Source organism: Cyanobium sp. ULC065, from assembly GCF_977927515.1.
This window is the reverse complement of record NZ_OZ376393.1, coordinates 1,635,150-1,652,496: the sequence shown is the minus strand read 5'-3', so window position 1 is coordinate 1,652,496 and position 17,347 is coordinate 1,635,150. Positions and strand designations below refer to the sequence as shown.

Annotated in this window: 9 protein-coding genes; 6 read left to right on the top strand and 3 right to left on the bottom strand. The window is 46.5% G+C overall.

Annotation, left to right across the window (positions count from 1 at the left end):
• Window positions 1–2,149 precede the first annotated feature (2,149 nt).
• Window positions 2,150–3,517 carry a sulfotransferase family protein gene (locus ACXMDP_RS08065; RefSeq protein ID WP_259729530.1) on the top strand — a complete coding sequence of 456 codons (1,368 nt, stop codon included), beginning with the start codon at window positions 2,150–2,152 and terminating at the stop codon, window positions 3,515–3,517.
• A 152-nt stretch (window positions 3,518–3,669) separates the two neighbouring features.
• Window positions 3,670–4,971: a hypothetical protein gene (locus ACXMDP_RS08060; RefSeq protein ID WP_259729531.1), complete on the top strand. Its 1,302-nt coding sequence runs from the start codon at window positions 3,670–3,672 to the stop codon at window positions 4,969–4,971.
• 136 nt (window positions 4,972–5,107) lie between these two features.
• Here the strand turns inward: ACXMDP_RS08060 and ACXMDP_RS08055 are convergent, their stop codons facing one another.
• Complete coding sequence (locus ACXMDP_RS08055; protein ID WP_259729532.1) at window positions 5,108–5,377, bottom strand: hypothetical protein; 270 nt, start codon at window positions 5,375–5,377, stop codon at window positions 5,108–5,110.
• Between the two features lie 812 nt (window positions 5,378–6,189).
• Between ACXMDP_RS08055 and ACXMDP_RS08050 the strand changes: the two genes are divergently transcribed.
• On the top strand, window positions 6,190–7,011 hold the full coding sequence (locus ACXMDP_RS08050) for a hypothetical protein (protein ID WP_259729533.1): 822 nt from the start codon (window positions 6,190–6,192) through the stop codon (window positions 7,009–7,011).
• A 1,972-nt stretch (window positions 7,012–8,983) separates the two neighbouring features.
• On the opposite strand, the gene ACXMDP_RS08045 is transcribed toward ACXMDP_RS08050, so the two are convergent.
• Together ACXMDP_RS08045 and ACXMDP_RS08040 are read right to left on the bottom strand one after the other, a co-directional pair.
• The gene (locus tag ACXMDP_RS08045) at window positions 8,984–11,527 is read right to left on the bottom strand and encodes an HlyD family secretion protein (protein WP_457766707.1); all 2,544 of its coding nucleotides are present in this window, start codon (window positions 11,525–11,527) and stop codon (window positions 8,984–8,986) included.
• A 92-nt stretch (window positions 11,528–11,619) separates the two neighbouring features.
• Complete coding sequence (locus ACXMDP_RS08040) at window positions 11,620–12,624, bottom strand: tetratricopeptide repeat protein (protein WP_259729535.1); 1,005 nt, start codon at window positions 12,622–12,624, stop codon at window positions 11,620–11,622.
• Between the two features lie 1,009 nt (window positions 12,625–13,633).
• Here ACXMDP_RS08040 and ACXMDP_RS08035 point away from each other — a divergent pair.
• From ACXMDP_RS08035 to ACXMDP_RS08025, 3 genes are read left to right on the top strand one after another with little or no spacing between them, the layout of a single operon-like run.
• Entirely contained in the window at window positions 13,634–14,536 is a 903-nt protein-coding gene (locus ACXMDP_RS08035; protein WP_457766706.1) for a hypothetical protein, read from the top strand.
• Entirely contained in the window at window positions 14,533–15,060 is a 528-nt protein-coding gene (locus ACXMDP_RS08030; protein WP_259729537.1) for a hypothetical protein, read from the top strand. Before ACXMDP_RS08035 ends, ACXMDP_RS08030 begins: the two co-directional genes overlap by 4 nt.
• Window positions 15,047–16,030 (top strand): sulfotransferase family protein, encoded by a 984-nt coding sequence (locus ACXMDP_RS08025; RefSeq protein ID WP_457766705.1) that lies wholly within the window; start codon window positions 15,047–15,049, stop codon window positions 16,028–16,030. Before ACXMDP_RS08030 ends, ACXMDP_RS08025 begins: the two co-directional genes overlap by 14 nt.
• The last annotated feature ends 1,317 nt before the right edge of the window (window positions 16,031–17,347 follow it).

Sequence of the window (17,347 nt, the reverse complement as noted above, 5' to 3'; positions counted from 1 at the left end):
TCTAACCCAGTCTCCGAAGGGGCGAACCGTCACCAAAACCTGATTGGTGGTATTCATTACCTTGAGCACACCTGATCACATATTAACCCATAAGTCAAATTGTGCGACGTTTTTCGATCGGGTAAGCCACCATGCGGAGTTGCACACATAGGCCCGCCTAGTCAAGGGTGGAGGCCCCGCTGTGCTTAGCCAGTGAAGTTGACATAATGTATCACAGGGCACTAAGGCAATAGTGATGACATGATAGAGAGTATGAATGAAAGGCAAAGTGTAATCGAAAGACAAGAGTGTGCGCCACAGTTATGCAAACAAAGCAGGTTGGGCGCGAGTTCTTGATGCAGTCGTTCGATCACAACCTAAAACGTGCCGAGAAGTAGGGGTAATCCTGCGATGATCATGACGCAATAATGTTAATCAGCAAAAGACCAGGAATGAAGTGGGATCCGTATCGGCACAGTATATCTATAGCTGACGGTTCATACGGGAGCAATTCTCTCAGCCCACAGAAGTAAGGCCACTAAAAGGATGTAATGGTGTATGATACATGCTGTACTCTGTCAACCATTTTGAATATGAGTTGAGCTGGATTCAGTTTCCCTAGGGACGGGATAGAGACTTTTGAATCGTAGGGCGGGGGGATAGACATTGCTTGGAGCTCACTCTAGACATGGCGAGGCTGAATAGTCGCTTCAATTCAACCAACAGTGTCAAACTGCAGAAGAACCGTTGCTTGTCCTCGCGGACACACCAACAGATCGCGGATAAGCTCTCGCCAATGTGATCTAGACAGATGTTGTCATAGCAAACAAGTATGCCTGACCGGCTTATGCTGGGTAATTCAGACTGCTGGCAGTGATCTCTATTGTATGGAATAAAGGGAAACCATCGGAGGCGATGATCGAAGCAATGCCTATATCTTACAGATCGATCATCCGCACATCCAGAGAGAACTCCACATCAGAGCCTCTGATAAGCATCCTGATAGTGGTGGCCTGTAGCGCCTGCGTGTATGGCGACAAGGTGAAGAGTACCCTAAGGTGGATGGCAAAGGCTACTAATTGCGCGTGTCCGGTGACTTACGCGTCAAAACATGAGACGCGTCTGAAACTCACCGGATCGCACCTACTTGGCAAGGCGGCGTTGGCCAGATAGTCCATCATCCGGAAATTACAACTGTAGACATGCTCTAGCTCATTAGTAACGCTATTGGCTATGGAACCGCAGCGTTGCGTTGCAACCAGGTGTCGGCGAGATCAACTCGTGGATCAACTCTTGAATGGCGTCTCACTCTGGTGGGTGACGCTGAGTCGCGTATCTTCGTGAATTCTGACTTCCGAAGTTCGTTGTCTTCACGGCGACTTTGGTCATTTCTGTGAGCGTTCGAACTCAGTCTGGACCTGGCCGTAGCCGTCGGGCAGAGGAGAAGCAGTGATGGTCGTAAAATTGATTGCAAAGTAGGGAGTGCCATCCTTGGGCTCTCTCTGTTTCGGCCCCAAGCACAGATCACTGTCGCCCACGAACAGCTGTTTGTTCCACTAACTCATATGGATGGGATATACAGAAGGGCACGTCAGCGCTCAGCTCAATAGCCTGAAGTCTACCTATCGCTAACGTCAGAATCATAGAACCCCTCTACAAGAAGGGTGGACCTTCAGCAAAGACCCTGAAATCGAAGCTGAGGGGTGGAAATTGCTCAGTTCCATCAACGAGAAGTGCTACAAGCGTTGAAGAGCCAACAAGACCCAGGATTGAACGGAGATTGTTAGACAGCACGCCCATGCTCAGCCCACTAGCAGGACACCTTGTCTGGCGGATGTAAAACATCGCTGGCTGCCTAATGGACAGGAGGTCCCATACAGGAGTAAGAGTAGAATGAAGCAGGAGAATCAACATTGAGTAAGGTCAGTATGGCGATCGTTGGGAAAGAGGGTTAACGTGAAAACTGACAATTCAAAGAGTCGGATCAGTGTTGAAGTGGTTGTGAGTTAATAGGAAAAGCGTGCTCTATGAGCAAACCGTCAATCATCCTCTGTTCAATTCTTGAATACTGGCACGCTTGGCGTGGAAGATTGTATTGGGTTTGACTGAAGGCTTGTGTTCAGCCATCATTCTCCCAATGGGTAGACTGGCAGTAGATTGCCTGGAGCAGATGAACCGCCTGGACAGAAAGCCTGTGGCGCGTTCCGTGGATTCCATGTTAAGCTCAAGCAGAGTTTTCCCGACAATGCTACAAGAAGTTATAAAGGTCATTGGCGATTATTCAGAGAACAACGACATCTTCTATGATGATCCTCTCTCTGCAGATACCCAGCTTATAGCCGATCTTGGGCTAACTTCAGTCGACTTTGTATCGATCTTTCAGAAGTGTCAGTCACTTAGTCAGGACAGGCTATCATTCATTGAATTAGTCATGCCCGTCGAAGGGCAATATGTTTCAGACTTGAGCATCGGGGAACTTAGCGAGTATATAATCAAGCAGTCTGCTTCGATTGGCCCAAAAAGTACCACAGGCTCCGCTAGTAGTCAGGGTCAGCAACCGAAGGATGTTGAAGACAGCAAATACAAACGCTCCCCATTCAGCTCCATACAATTTGACGAGTTCAAGTCCTTGATACAGACGCCAACATTTTCAACGGACAATACCATCGACACGAGCTATAAACTTGTGTTTATTCTATCTTCTCCACGATCAGGGTCGACTCTGCTGCAAAGGATGCTAGATCAGCATCCAGAAATCGAATCTCCAGAAGAATTACATCTGCTCCATTATGATACATACGCACAGCGCCAGGCAGCCCTAAGCCATGCAGAGACTAAGCATTTGCTGGGTGGAACTGTCCGTCTTCGTGCAAAGGTCAATGGAATCAGCTTGGAAGGTTCAGCTCGTCTTGAAGGCGAACTAGTAGAGAGTGAAACGCCTGTTATCAGCTTCTTCAAGGAAATAGAAGACAGTTTTTCAAAAGAGTACCTTGTAGACAAGACCCCTTCTTATGCATACAGCAGACATACCTTAGAGCGTATTACAGCACAGTTTCCAGATGCGAAGTTCATCTATCTTGTTCGCCACCCATCAGCAGTGGTAAAGTCACTTGTTGACTCACAGCTCCAGGAAATCATTCCATTTGCACGCCGCTACACCGGCGATACATCAGCGATTCCAGAGATGATTTGGGCTTTGTGTCATGAAAATATTCAATCAATCTTGAAGGACATTGACAATAGTCGCATTCATTACCTCAACTATGAAGACCTTGTCACGAGTCCTGATAAGTCTATGGATGCATTACTCTCATTTTTAGACCTACCATTCTACGCCAGCTGTGCTAATCCCTATAGCGCAGAACAGAGTATGCAGATTGAAACGAATGAATTCGCTGGTGACCTCAAGTTTTTCCTGGAAAACAGAATCGTAGATAATCGTGCGGATATCTGGAAGTCGTTTCCAGCTCTACATTCATTGTCAGAGATTAGTGTAGGTCTCATGCGTAATATCCCAGGCTATGAGGTGCAACAGTGACAGTAGCCTTACACACTCGAATCAATCCAGTTCCTGTATGCGCCAATGGCTTTGGGGATCAATACAATGCCTATGCGTATTCGGCGGCGGTCTTCAAGGGTTCAATGTATATTGGCACAGGACGTGCCAATCTTGTCTTTCTTCGTTTTGGGATGCCAAATGTCCACATAGATATGTGGCCGGTTCCAATTGAATACAAGAATTACGAGCAGGCATTTGAAGACGATGTTTCTGCAGCAGAGATTTGGCGCTTTAGCCCGAATTCATCGACCCCGAAACGTGTCCATCAAGCTGATTGGTATCAACTTGAAAATGGAATCGCATTCAGACGCCACTACGGGTATCGTAGTATGTGCACCTATAGAGATGGATCTAGAGATATAGCTCTGTATGTCGCATCCACATCCCGGTCGAGAGGGGATGGTCCTGATCTCATGGTGAGCTATGACGGAGAGAGCTTTTCAAGACTGCCAAAACCTAGCATCATATCAGAGTTTTCTTCAAACGAGATCACGCTCACATCGATTAGGTCACTGCTTCAGTATGAAGAGCTCTTGGTCACAACCATTACAGGGGCATCCAACGGTAATGTGAACGGGGCTGGGATCACTACGATCTTCGCTACAGATGATCCAACTTGTGGACAATGGCATTCAATCAACGGCAAGGGTCTAGGTACCTTTCCAGAAGTTGTCGTGGTATACGAACTCTGCATCCATCAGGGATTACTCTACGCTGGAACAGGAGGAATCAATGGGTTTCAACTATGGAGGGGCAAGCGTTCAGGTAAATATGAATTCGTTTGGGAGTTAGTGGTTAAGGATGGTGGTGGAAGAGGAGCGTTGAATCAGGGGATAATCTCATTATGCAGTCATCGCGACTACTTATACATTGGAACAGGAATTCAAAATGGTGGGCATGATCGAACCAACAATGTCGGGCCAGCTGCAGCAGAAGTATTGCGACTTGCTCCCAACGATGAGCTAGAACTAGTTTGTGCCAACCCACGTGATGGCTTGTTGCCACTCAGTGGAAGAGGGCCAGGCTTCGGCAACTATTTTAACGCCTACATCTGGAAGATCGTGAGCATAGATGGTCGACTACTGCTGGGTACCATGGATTGGTCGGTATTTGGCTTATGGGCAATAAGGGAAGAACGCAAGACAAGATTTGGTAGACTTCTTGATTGGGAATCTATGCAGGTGTTTCTTTCTTCATACGGAGGGGCAGAGCTCTGGTCTTCTGAAGATGGAGTGGACTGGAACTGCATAACTCACAATGGATTCAACAATGTGTACAATTTTGGAATCAGGAACATAGTAAAATGGAATGGACAAACATATGTATGCACCGCAAATCCTTTTGGCCCGAAGGTTCTAACAAGAACATCAGATACAGATCCAGGTCAATACGAGCATAATCCAAAGGGTGGCTGTCAGATCATTGCACTATAGGCGTGTAGAGTTACTAGAAATGAGCTGAATATCTGGGAAAGAGTCATTGGTCATGTAGAGTCACGTCAATCAGCAAGTGGCCTACAATACTGAAGCAGAAGAAGACGTAGTCGCCTGGAATGAATGACGCCAAAAGCTACTTCGACTGAGCATTCGGTGTGCTAGCAAAACCGCCGAGTTTCTTCGCTGCAATAGGTCCATTTGGAAGCAGCTTCTCAAAATTTGAAAACAGCTTCATGGCCGCCGACGTAAGAGACAACTGCCTCTCCGCTTCTTTAATGGAGATTTCATTTAGATGGTCAATATCTTCATCAGATATCTGATGGAACTTATTGGGCAAAAGGTTGAGTTGCCGAACCATTTCAATATGGAATGATTGGTCCTCAGCCCCTTCGTGCGTCTCCATGCAGAGTAGTCAAACTTCAACTGTGATCCTACTGCACTTTTCAGCTCACACGGCAAACTGACCGAATGCACTGCAACAAGTGGCTGCATTCACTCGAGGCAATCAGACAGTGAGGCTTAGTTTGACAATTCAGCCGAATAGAAATGGGGTTACTGTGCAGAGGGAGCTAGTTGCATGGTTCATTGGGAAGGTCTGAGTTGGAGACTACCAATAGATGCCCCCCCCCCCCACAAGGTGGTTCATGCGGTCAGATAACTGGCAATGTACGTGCTCGGGTTCAGAAGAATATGCAACTACTTGTAGTATGATTTGAAGATTGGCAGTAACGCCAACCTTTTAGTTGGGCTTAGCAGCATGACCGGTGAGAGTCTGCGTGGCACCTCCACCTCCGCACTTCGGAAGTCTGAGGTCTGAACTGGACTTGAGCGATAGCAGAGTGAGCGCTTCTTGAGCATTCATTGGCATCGACGCATCGGCCGTCATAGTACTCGGATGTGTGTAGACTGAGACGGATTGAAGCTAGGATCACGATTCGGGCGCAGCCCAGTTCAGCCATCGGAATGATCACGTAGACACCTTGGATTCTGCCCATGAAGCCGCCTAGGCAGGGGTAGGGTAGCTTGGTTATCATCTGTGACTTGATCTGGCCCAAATGACATCCCTACAGGCGAAGTAACTGCATGAGATTAAGACCTTGGAAATGCTTGGTCCGCATTAAAGAACTACTCTTGGCTAGCCCTAGTTCGAGTTCAGATATAAAACGCCTTTCTGACGTGTCAGTTCGGTCACATAGCGACATATGCTATGCTCCGATGCTAAGCACAGTTCATGATGCAAGGGTAACGCTTGATGCGTATCAACTTGTATCAAGCCCTGCCAAGGGCACTGTTATCTTTCTGCATGGGGGAGGCCTTAGAAAAGGATCGAAGCGTCATATTGGGGGAAAGGATCTATTCTTCAATAGCTTGGGTTTTAACTTCCTTTCCTGTAACTACCCCTTAGTTGCACAATGTACGGACTCTGTCATTGATGAGCAGTTGCTTGCTCTGAAATCGTTGGACCAATGGGTGAAGACTGAGCTACAGCTCCTATGTCCGGTCAATGAGAATGCGCCTATTATCTACTTTGGGCATTCAGCTGGCTCCTATTTGATTGCACTAGGCCTATCCAAGGGGCTTTTTCTCAATCAACACTCATCCTTTATCCTTATAGACTCAGCAGCTTATGACTTGTCAAAGCGCTATAGTGCTGCGAGGCCAAATGTAAAGCAGGAGATTGAACGCTTGGTTGGCTATCGAACGAACGACAGAAATGACCTTGACAATCTGATCAGAACCTATTCACCCGTGGATAACATAGCGAGTGTGCCGGTTGACTTGACAAGAATCAATGGTGGATGGGCGTATTTGGCCACGACGATGAAGCGTTTTAGCCGTGAGAGTTCACTGATTCTGGCCTCCCTTATTAGGCAAAGGCTGAAGATGGAAGCTACGGTAAAGTCATACCCATTTGGACACACAGATATATCACGTGAAATTGCAGATCCCAAGAGCCGGATTGGGAGAGATCTCACCATTCTATTGAGCAAAGCACTTGATGCTGATGCAGCATCAGCGATTGATGAGGTTCACTGACAATGTGTCATTGTGATGGGAAGGATTCCACCTCTCTTCACGCATGAGCTACGTTAGGTATTCCCTCTAGAAGAGTTGCAGCAACAACACATCTCAAAATTCCTGGGGGTGGTGATGGGCTAACGTCCAGGGACTTTCACGCCGCTCCATCCCGACCACTTTGTCCACCAGGGGCTTGATGGAGCAGAGCTTCAGTCGCTACAGCGAGGACGTCTCGCAGCAGGCTTGTGCGTAGCAACAGGCTTCGGTGAGGAGGCTGATGAGCTAGCACATCTCCAGTACGTGGCCAAGATCAACGGAGAACTGGGCATTCACGTGGGCAGCTTCGTCAAAGCGGAGGAAGGCCTGACACCTGCAAGGAGAGGTGGCCATGGCATCCAAATAGGTGCTTGAAGGCTGCGCAAGCACTGACAAGCTCAAGGTGGTGCTGGAAACCGCTGGGGTGCACCCGCAAAGCTTGTGGGTAAACGTACTCCACTGGGCTCCGCGCCTAGGAACCAGTAGGAAATCCAGCGGCTCAAGACAGGGCGTAGCAGGATCTCAGGTGGAAGCAGAAGGCATTGGCTGAAGGGGCAGCGCTGCTCAGCACCTCACTCAAGAATCAGGACTTGTGATGATCTTGATCACCGAAGAGGGCGCTAACGCCATCTGACCCATCGCTTCCTCGAAGAAGAGCGACAGCCAATTCAGTCTCGTTGCTGGCGAACTACAGTGTTCCACGCCAGTGGTCACACTCAACGGGTTGCTTCCTTGCTATCGGGAGTGGTGTGGATCGCGCGCTGCCGTAGGACATACACACCAAACCAGGTACCTTTACGATGGCCGTTTGAATGGAAGCAGTGCAGGCGTGGCATGGACGCTGGCAACAGGAAAGAGGCAGCCAGTAGTTACGTGTATCAGTGTGTAGCTAACCGGGAGGAGATAGGAGCAAAAGATAAAGCATGACACAAGTGATCACAACGATCTATGAGCTCACTATTCTCCACTAGTTGCTCCCAATACTCTGGAACAAGGCTACCTGGGTTAGAACAGTGTGAGATACTAGCAGAAGGATCGCCCCCCAAGGTGATATCCAACCACCACGACGACCTTCCCCGAATTGGCGAACTATAGTCAAGAGAACTAACTGGAAGCAGGCTCGAAAGAGTTCGACTCATTGACAACCTCCATTTAGCATGATCTTTATAGAACCTAGAAGATGATGGTCCTGCAAGTGTGGGCACAAGCGATGAGTAGTCAGATCGCATGAAATGCAACAAACGCTCGAAAGAATAACGACCAACGGATTCAGGGTGATTCAGGACACTGACAATGGTTTCCTTGCTAAGTTGAGCCTTGCATTCGAGTAGCTTCTCATTGATGCAACACCACATCACAAGTGGATCCATAGCAATGTCAGGATCTGACTGTCTAGCGATTGACCACCAAACTAGAAGTGAGTCTAAACCATGAATAGTACTCAGGATGGAAGAAGCATAGAAGAATGGATCCCTGAAGATATAGATAAACTGTGAACTCGGGAAACTATCCTGAAGCTTTAACACTTCATCAGGGTACAAAGACAAACTGAATGAAGGATCGAAAATGCGACTTGTGGTCTTAGCAAGAAAACGTCCGTAGGTGTCGGAGAATGTTTCCCTAGCATACATAGTACCAATGTCGTGGTACGCCGCTTCAAGCTGATAAGGTTCCAACCCACCATATACAACACATGACAGGGCCCGAAGTAGACCATCATCAATACTATAAAGATCAAGTGGAGACTGAAGGGACTTTAACAGTTGAGGCTTTCCCCTTAGTGGAAGATGCGTATGAGGAAGACCAATGTGCCCCAGTCTTTCAGTGTTCCTGCAGAAGGTTAGAGCACCACCTCTAGGGGCACTGATTACAAAAGTTAATCGCTGATAGTCCGAGGATGCAGCAATGGAATGAGATGCATCTTTCACCACGTTGACGATGGGTGACATTGACTCTAAGGAAGAAGGGACCAAAGGTCTACATTGACAAATCGGGTTACTGGGGCCAAGATGTTAAAAAGAATGCAAGTAAAGCCTACGTCAATCTTGGCATACCCTTTTGAACCAATGAAGTTGGTAGGTAGGCTTTCCTCAAGCTGAATTTGAAGTTCGACATATTGAAGACCATCAATTTCAACTGTAGTAGGACTGATCGATGACACACTCCCCTTGAACTCTTCATTGGACACGGAATATAATCTTAGTATGCATGGAAGTTTAGTTCGTACTCGTGCACGGTCATACTCAGGAATCAATACTATAGTCTGAGTCAATGGCTGGGCCTTTACTGTCACGATCGTTTCACCAGTAGTTACAGTTCTACCAAGTAGTGCCCTGGTGTTAGAACTAATTACGCCATCAAACGGCATTGTGACCACTAGCTTTGCCAATCGGGTGTCAATAGCTTCCAAGGCAATTTTACCGACTTTCAGGCTACTCTCGGCAGCACTCAATTCGTCCATTGCCTTCGAGAGCTGTTCCTCAGAATTTATGTCTTGATCAATCTTCTGCTTGCGTCGAGCAACGATAACATCTGCATTCGCTGACTTTAGCTCACTCCTTGCACCCTCAAGTTCCCCTGTTAAAGCGGCTTGGGTAGATAGAAGGTTTTGAAGCTGAAACTCACTTATCGCACCAGACTTCGTCAATGATCGAAGCTTTCCTATTTGATCATCCTGGATTCTGAACTGATTCTCAAGAGCACGAATCCTAGATTGGGACTTTTGGACCATAGCTCTTGCACTTAAGAGCTCTTCGTTACGATTATCACCTTCAAGCTTGATACTTCCTGTTTTAATGGAGCGTATAAGAGATTTCTTAGTACGTATATCGGATTCAAGCTTTGAGATAAGCTGAAGCTGTTGGCTGCGCTGTGTGCTGAGGGTTGGAGAAAAGAGTTCTAGAATCTTAGATCCCTTGTCCAAAATGGCAGAAGATGGGCCAACTTGGAAGATAGACCTGACTGTCGCTGCCTCAGTTGCACGAATATCAAGAGCTTCACCTTCAGTTACGTTAGCAGATCCGGTAACTGATGCACTGAATGGGAACAGGAATATAACAACCAAAATGAACGGAAGGAAATACCTACTTTTAAAAGTATTGGTAATTCTATTGTGAACTGAAACGGAAGAAAGAGTTGAACTGGAAACAACAATAGATTCTGTAGCTTTGTGCCCACTGGAACTTGGCAGCAATGCTGGAGCATTGTCTGCACGACTAGTGGATCTCTCCGGCCTTACCTCCACCCTCTTGTTGATTAACTTGGTAATAACTGTAAGATAAAGAAAGCGAATTAGAAGAATTGTTAGAGCAACCCTAACGATCAGGGATGTCCAGTGGCCTGCAAAAGATGGGATTTCGGCAGCGATGTTTGGAATTAAAATAAAGTATAGGATGCAAAGCTTCAGCACGAAAGCCAATAAAAGCGTAAAAAGAAAAAGAATACTCTTCAAGTCTGAACGACTGATGGAAATACTCTTAAATCGTCCGTGTACAAGATGAGCAAGTATCGTTATCGATCGTTTCACTGAGATCTTCAGGTAATTCTTTGGCATGAGTCCAAAGAATTCCAAGAGTCTTCTACCAGGAGTATTACGTACTGGAATCAATAAGATTATCATGCTAGCAAGCGAACCTTGAATGATTGCAACGAGAATATTTAGACGAGAAAAAGGCGAGGAGTCAGGTATTGGCGTATAGACATACAGAAAAAGGATAGAAAGAATAACAAGATATGACCTAACTAGAAGTGGTAGGGCTAATAAAATGAGTTCTTCAAGCTTTGTTGCTTTCTGCTTGATAGCTTTAGTGCTTTGCTCCTTGGCGAGCCTGGGCAAGAATCCCCACTTAAGCCTGAGATACAACTTTTGATCATCAATATTCATTGAATATGTCGAAAGAATCGACGCCATAACACTTATCATGTTAATCACAACTAACATGATAAACAGACGTGATAGCCCCGTCAAGGGATCTGATTTCTCTGCGATCAATACCCCCAAAGGCTTGACCCCAAAATAAAAACTATGGATTGTTCCTATAAAGAGAAGAGCCACTAAGGGAAAGATCCATGCTTGAAGCCGGATCAAAACCCGCGGAGGCCTTAACAGCCCACGAGACGTAATCCAGCCAAAGCTAAAGAGCAAGATCTTTCGATCCTCGATTTGGGATGCTTTATGATGGACATCATTAGCTGACCCATTTAGCTGATTGGAATGGCCGTTAAGGTCGTTGGACTGCAGAACACTCGTAGGGACTTGAGCTGAAGTGGTTGGAGACTCAACGGAAAGCAAAATTCCGTGTGTGCACAACCAGTTGAGATAGTCATTTCTACTAATTCCAGCACGACTTGATCCAAAGAACTCTGAACATATTTTGAATAGATCATCAAACAAACCATCTCTTGAATTAAGATCAGAAATAGCTTCCCACTCAGAGGCAGATAACTTTAGCGAAGTTGTTCGGTCCCCGAAATACAAGCGATACTGTCCCTCAACCAATGGAGAAGTTCGTATCGAGGGATTAACACGATAACAGTTATTATCAACAACGATCATAGGAGTGGGAAGAGCGGGAGGTATGAATGGAGGATCTAGAAGTCCTCATCGATTGAATCGAGTGCAGTAGCTTGATTAAAGCTGTTATCATCTGCTTGGATACCTGAAACCCTAAGTTTTTCAAGCTTAGTTGACAGATCTTGAATCAGTTGCTGACAACGAGTCTTCTGATCTTCTACTGTCAGACCTGATGGATCAATAGGCGGTACTGAAGGAGCATCCTCATGAGCAACTGACTTTGATGCTGCCATCAAACTAGTAAGGGCGAATTCATAATCTCCCTCTTGGTACTGAACCTTGCCCCAACAGTAATTGAATCGGGGACTGTTGCTATTCTGTACCCTTGTAAGCTCATCCTTAGCCGCACTATACTCGGCAAGATCAATGTAGCATTCTGCCGCATCAATAGAGAGGCGCTCCTTCAGCTTCGATGGGCATTCATCATTATCTGCCGTACGAAGAACCGCGAGACCACGTACTTTATTGCCTTGAGCAATGAGGATTTCTCCCAACAAAATCTGTGAGTAATGGTTCTTTGGATCAAGCCTCAAGCAGTTGTTAAGATTACGCTCACAGTCATCGAGTTGTCCTAGTTGGAGCTGAGCCAAGGCAAGCATTCTACGAAGCTTGGTATCGTTTGGATTCTCAAGAACTGCATGACGCAAGATACTGGCAGCATTAGTGTAATCGCCAAGCTGCTGGAGAAAAGATGCTAATGCAGTCACGTCCGACTTTTTGGAAGACTTCTGCTGAAGAGCTCTGTTCGCATAATCTTGAGCAAGAGTTGTATTGCCTTCTTGAAGTCTAAGCTTGCCAATACGAGAAATCAACCGAATATCATCAGGTGCAAGTGAAAGAGCCTTCTCAAGGTGAGCCATTGCTACGGCTGTATCACTTTCTGACCGTGCAATTGCGGCCATGGCAACGTGGTAAGGCGAATAGAGCTCACCATCAGGTACGCCGGCCAGGATTCGCCTGGCTTCAGGGAAGTTCTTTTCTTTGAGGATCAAAGTGCGAACTTGCTTGAAGGTGGACTTCAAGTGACCGGGAAGCACAAGAGCCATAATAAGAACCATGAGCAATTGCACAGTAGCATGATTTTCATGCTGAGGTCAACTGCACATGAGCGCGCCCTCACCTATCAGGCTACAGCAGTGACGTGATTCGCAGTTCCATACACCTGGCTCAAATGGTTAGCAGCAACGATGTGCATGCATAGGCTGACGAATCGCGTGCATTGTTGCGAACGTAATGCCATATTCATCCACCTGCGATAGAGCCTTGGCCATAGAATCTAGCCAATCCAAATGCAAGGCACATATGCACACACCGGAGTTTCCGATGCATCTGTACGACGACAATCACTGCATGATATGATTTTGAGTGTACAAAGGACTAAAGAGGCTTTCCTCGAGATCCCGACACGATATAGCATAATTTAACATCACAAGTTTTCAGCATCATGTTACAGCTTGGGAATAGTATTGACCTGACTAGAGACAAGCCAAACGTAGGCGACCTATTCTTGATGCTGATGGATCACTTCTAAACTTCTGTGTCGTGGGCAAAACGTTACGCATTAACAGCTGCATCTGATCAAGCAAGGCGCCACCATCAGGGACGTTGATTAAGCAACTATCTAAAACTTTGCAACATCGTTAACCGATGGAAAACACCAAGAGGTCTATCTCAAACATCCTGGACTCTTTGGTATGACTTACAAGGTCCACGGGTTTAGGTCAAATGCTATCGAAAAGAGTATCCGGCAGCACATGGGGAACTGATGGGGGTCAGTAATGTACTGAGACTGCTATGAGTTGATGATCCGCTTTCGCGCGGTCCTCTTCTCCTTCAAACACAGATGTTCGGTACACAAGCTTTCCTGATTGGTTGCCAACTCGACTGGGGAATGGGTGCAGGGTTTCTGAAAACAATCAGCTCAGAGTTGGAACTCAATCAATGAATGCTTGGCACTGTATACACTCTTGAACTACATCAATGTGCTCTTGGGAAGTCCAAGCAATTTTAGAATGATTGGATGTGTATCCCTTGAAGCTAGAACGCTTGTCTGATGTTCAAGATCTTGATCATAACCTGCCAGTATCCCATACTAGGATCCAGAAGGCCCTGAAAAGTCCTAAGCCATTCAACATCAGCTTCATGTTCCTCCTTTTCCTGCCAGGTAGCTTTCGCCGCAGCTCAGACTACCTCTGGTTGAGTACGTGCTTAGCTGATAGTGGCGACTACTACTTTGTTGACTATCCATTATCTTCCACCGTAGCCAAGCTGAATTCCGAGTTTTTTGATTCTGACTCGCTTCTTCAGGTACGCCGTGAGTTCATCTATGGCAGCGCTTCCCAGCCGAACTCAAAGCTTGGCATCGCCTATGAAGAGTCGATCATGGGAACGTTTCTTACTCAAGTAAGGCAGCACCACGGCTTCCATCTAACCGAACGGGACATCCTTCTTCAAACACTGGTCGTTGGTCATAGCCAGGGAGCCGGTCATGCAGCAGTGATGGCTATTGACTTCGAACTCTGCGGTGTTCTGCTAATCGCCGGGCCCGCTGATTCCTATCAGCAGTTTCCATCTGAATGGACGGGGATGAAGGTAACCACTCCTAGCAGTCGACTCCGAATGTTTCTTCATGCTGAAGACAGGCATGCAAGGATGTGCTTGCATCATGCGACGATGTTGGGTTTGAAGAGAATTGATGTGCTTACTTCTTCGACCTCACTAGAGGACATCCTGCTTAGCCAGGTTGTAATTGACACAAGGCCCCTCCCCCCGTTAAAGTCCCATGATTGTCTTACATTAGATACGGAAATGAGAGATGACCTCAACAGCCTCTACCTCACAGGCGTTATTAGGCATTATCAGGCGCATCTGAGTTCAGTAAGTTCCAGGCTTGAGCTCTCTCGTGTTGACTCCTTACCGGCTTCTTCGTTATGATTGATCTGATTCCAACCAGTTCAGCCTCCTCTATGTCGTCTATCCAACGCGATTCCAACGTTAATCAAGAACTAACCCTTTTGCACGACTTGGATGGCGACGAGGTCACTTCCCAACTGGAGACCCTCATGGAGCTTGTAAATCTTGATAGCACGGTTGCAGGCCGTGAAAACAGTCTCGAATACAATACATTTACTCAGATTGTTTCACTCACGCACAAGGACGCGGTAGAACCTATCATTGATGTATCGGAAGGCGATGACGGTGAACACGACGTCGCGCCGCAGCCAGCAAGCTCTGAACTCGTAACAGAACCGTTTACCGAAATGGAATCTGAAAATGCTCACAAGGCATTGTTCAGCTTTCTATTTGAACCCAGTGAATCCTCACAGGACTGTGCATCAACAGAATTGGTCCTTTCTGATGACCTAGTAGAGGATCTCCAGAACCTAAAAGATAGGATGCAGCATCGCTACAATGTGATTCGACGCAATCTTTTTAGCAGTGTAAATGGTCATGGTTGAACCTATTTTCTTGCTGAGTCCTCCTCGGTCTTTCTCTTCAGTCGTTTCATCTATTCTCGGGCAGCATCCAGAACTCTATTGCTTCCCCGAGCTACACCTGCTTTATCGAGATGACATCGGGCATCTACTATCCAATAAATCAAATATTAAGTATGCAAGATTTGCACCGAGTGGACTTTTGAGAGCAATCGCTCAAGTTCATGAAGGCAAGCAAGATAGTGCTGCCTGCAGCCGCGCTTGGATGTGGCTGGTTAACAATCAGTCAATGACTAGCAAGGAACTATTTGAGTATCTCTGCCAACCATTTTATCCTAAGGCTTGCATCGAAAAGTCTCCGCCGAATACCAAGACAATTGATCGCATGGTGAGGTTATTCAAGTTTTATCCAAATGCCAGATTCATTCACTTAACACGAAGTGTTGTTGGAGCTTCAAAGTCCTTGAAGGAGTTCTTCGAATTTCGACGCACAATTCATAGTCCTGCCGCAGGACATCCAATGGTCAAGGAGAACTATGCATTAATGTGGTATGCAATGCATCGAAACATCCTGAAGTTTCGCTCCATTGTTCCCCCGTCAAACTTCCTTACAGTTAGTGGTGAAGCAATTCTGTCTGATCCAAGAGTAGTTCTTCCTCAGATCTGTCGCTGGCTTGGTGTTTCAAGCGATAGCTCATGTATTGATGCAATGCTCAAGCCTGAAGAATCACCCTATGCCTTTTATGGCCCACGCATGGCACCTTGTGGCAATGATCCTAAGTTCATTACTAATCCGGAATTTAGGCAAATGAAACGTAAGAAATATTCTCGTGAGGTTGTTCGAGAGTTTCTCGCGTCAGATGGTAAGCCTGCCTTTACGAGCTACTATTTGAACAAGCTTGAGGATGAAGATACAATTGCGCGCTTAAAGTCATGGGACTTCTCCATGCTTGAACTGGTTATGGACATGGAGGCACAGCTTGGATACGCTTAAACAGTTAAAACTACTTTCCGTTTCGCTTCCTATTGGAAGTCATGAGACGTACCAAATTCTGGCTGGCCATCATTCCCCCAATGGGGTCGGACTTTGGATTATCCTTTCGTCAGACTCTTCGCGCAAGCTCGTCTACTGTACACCTTCAAATTCAGATTCCTACTTTGTTCTCCCCTATAACTTCTTATACTTAGGTTCATCCTCAAATGGTCAGCTCTTTTTTCTTGCTGATGGTACTGAATCTGCCGCTCAAATCCTGTATGTTATCAGTTGCCAACCTAAGTCTGGGATCGTCGTAACCAAGACGGATCTGCATCTTGATCATGACCAATGGGCCAGACTATTTGAGATCTGCCAATCGCACAAACCACGATCTACCGATTCGACGCTTCATGACTCTCCGTTGCTGCATGACAACGTCCTAAATGAGTCAACCTATCCAAGCCTATTTGTACCCTACCATAGTCTACGTGATGTTCTCCTTATCAAAGCCGTCCTTCAGCAGGGAGTATTTGAACTTACGTCCAAACCGGCACTATTGACTGCCATTAAAACAGTTAAGGCCATGTATCCAAATCTCACAGTTACGGATGCTGTCGAGATTGAAAGTGACGTTGTTGCAGTTGTTGCAAACGACTCTTCTATCAGAACACTCAGTTGTGGCGTTGAGTCCCGGCTATTCATATTCAATGGCTCACCCACTCCCTGTCTTGTACTTGGACGCCCTATCTTCTCAATCGACAACAGACTATCTATATCTCCTGAATCGTCAAATCTGATTTACCCTTCATTGGGCCTGGTGCTGGCCTCACCCTCCCGCATCTCAACCACGCCACCAAAGGAAGCTGCGCCATCTTTCAATGTCTACTCAGTCAATTACACTACTTCATCACTATACTTCTCTGAAGACTTAGGATCTACATTCATCCATAGTGGCAGCATAGCCCATCACAATAGTGATCTTGTTCCAACACTAATCCATCACTTGGATGATTCTCAAACTCTCATCTTTTCTTCCCGTCTTGACAGATCAGAAGTCTATTTTATAGACTTCTGAGAAGCTGCGGCTCATTTACCTTGGATATCAAAGAGCTAGTCGCGTTAGGATACTCCCGCATCTATTACTGAAGCCCCCACTTCAGGAATGATGGCACCCCCCACAATCTCACACCCGGGAGTGAGGGGCAAGATCAATGTGTCATTACAGCGAGGCCGTCTAGCTGCAGGCTTCCGCGCAGCAATGTGCTGATGTCAGGAGGAGATGGTTCCCGCCTCCGAGAAGGGGGCAGAAGGCTAGGGCGCTTTCGACAGTTCACG

Bases quoted from the DNA above. Each gene is read 5' to 3' on its own strand.
- ACXMDP_RS08030 (WP_259729537.1), top strand. From the start codon at position 14,533: ATGATTGATCTGATTCCAACCAGTTCAGCCTCCTCTATGTCGTCTATC.
- ACXMDP_RS08060 (WP_259729531.1), top strand. From the start codon at position 3,670: ATGCCAAATGTCCACATAGATATGTGGCCGGTTCCAATTGAATACAAG.
- ACXMDP_RS08065 (WP_259729530.1), top strand. From the start codon at position 2,150: ATGAACCGCCTGGACAGAAAGCCTGTGGCGCGTTCCGTGGATTCCATG.
- ACXMDP_RS08025 (WP_457766705.1), top strand. From the start codon at position 15,047: ATGGTCATGGTTGAACCTATTTTCTTGCTGAGTCCTCCTCGGTCTTTC.
- ACXMDP_RS08055 (WP_259729532.1), bottom strand. From the start codon at position 5,377: ATGGAGACGCACGAAGGGGCTGAGGACCAATCATTCCATATTGAAATG.
- ACXMDP_RS08050 (WP_259729533.1), top strand. From the start codon at position 6,190: ATGCTAAGCACAGTTCATGATGCAAGGGTAACGCTTGATGCGTATCAA.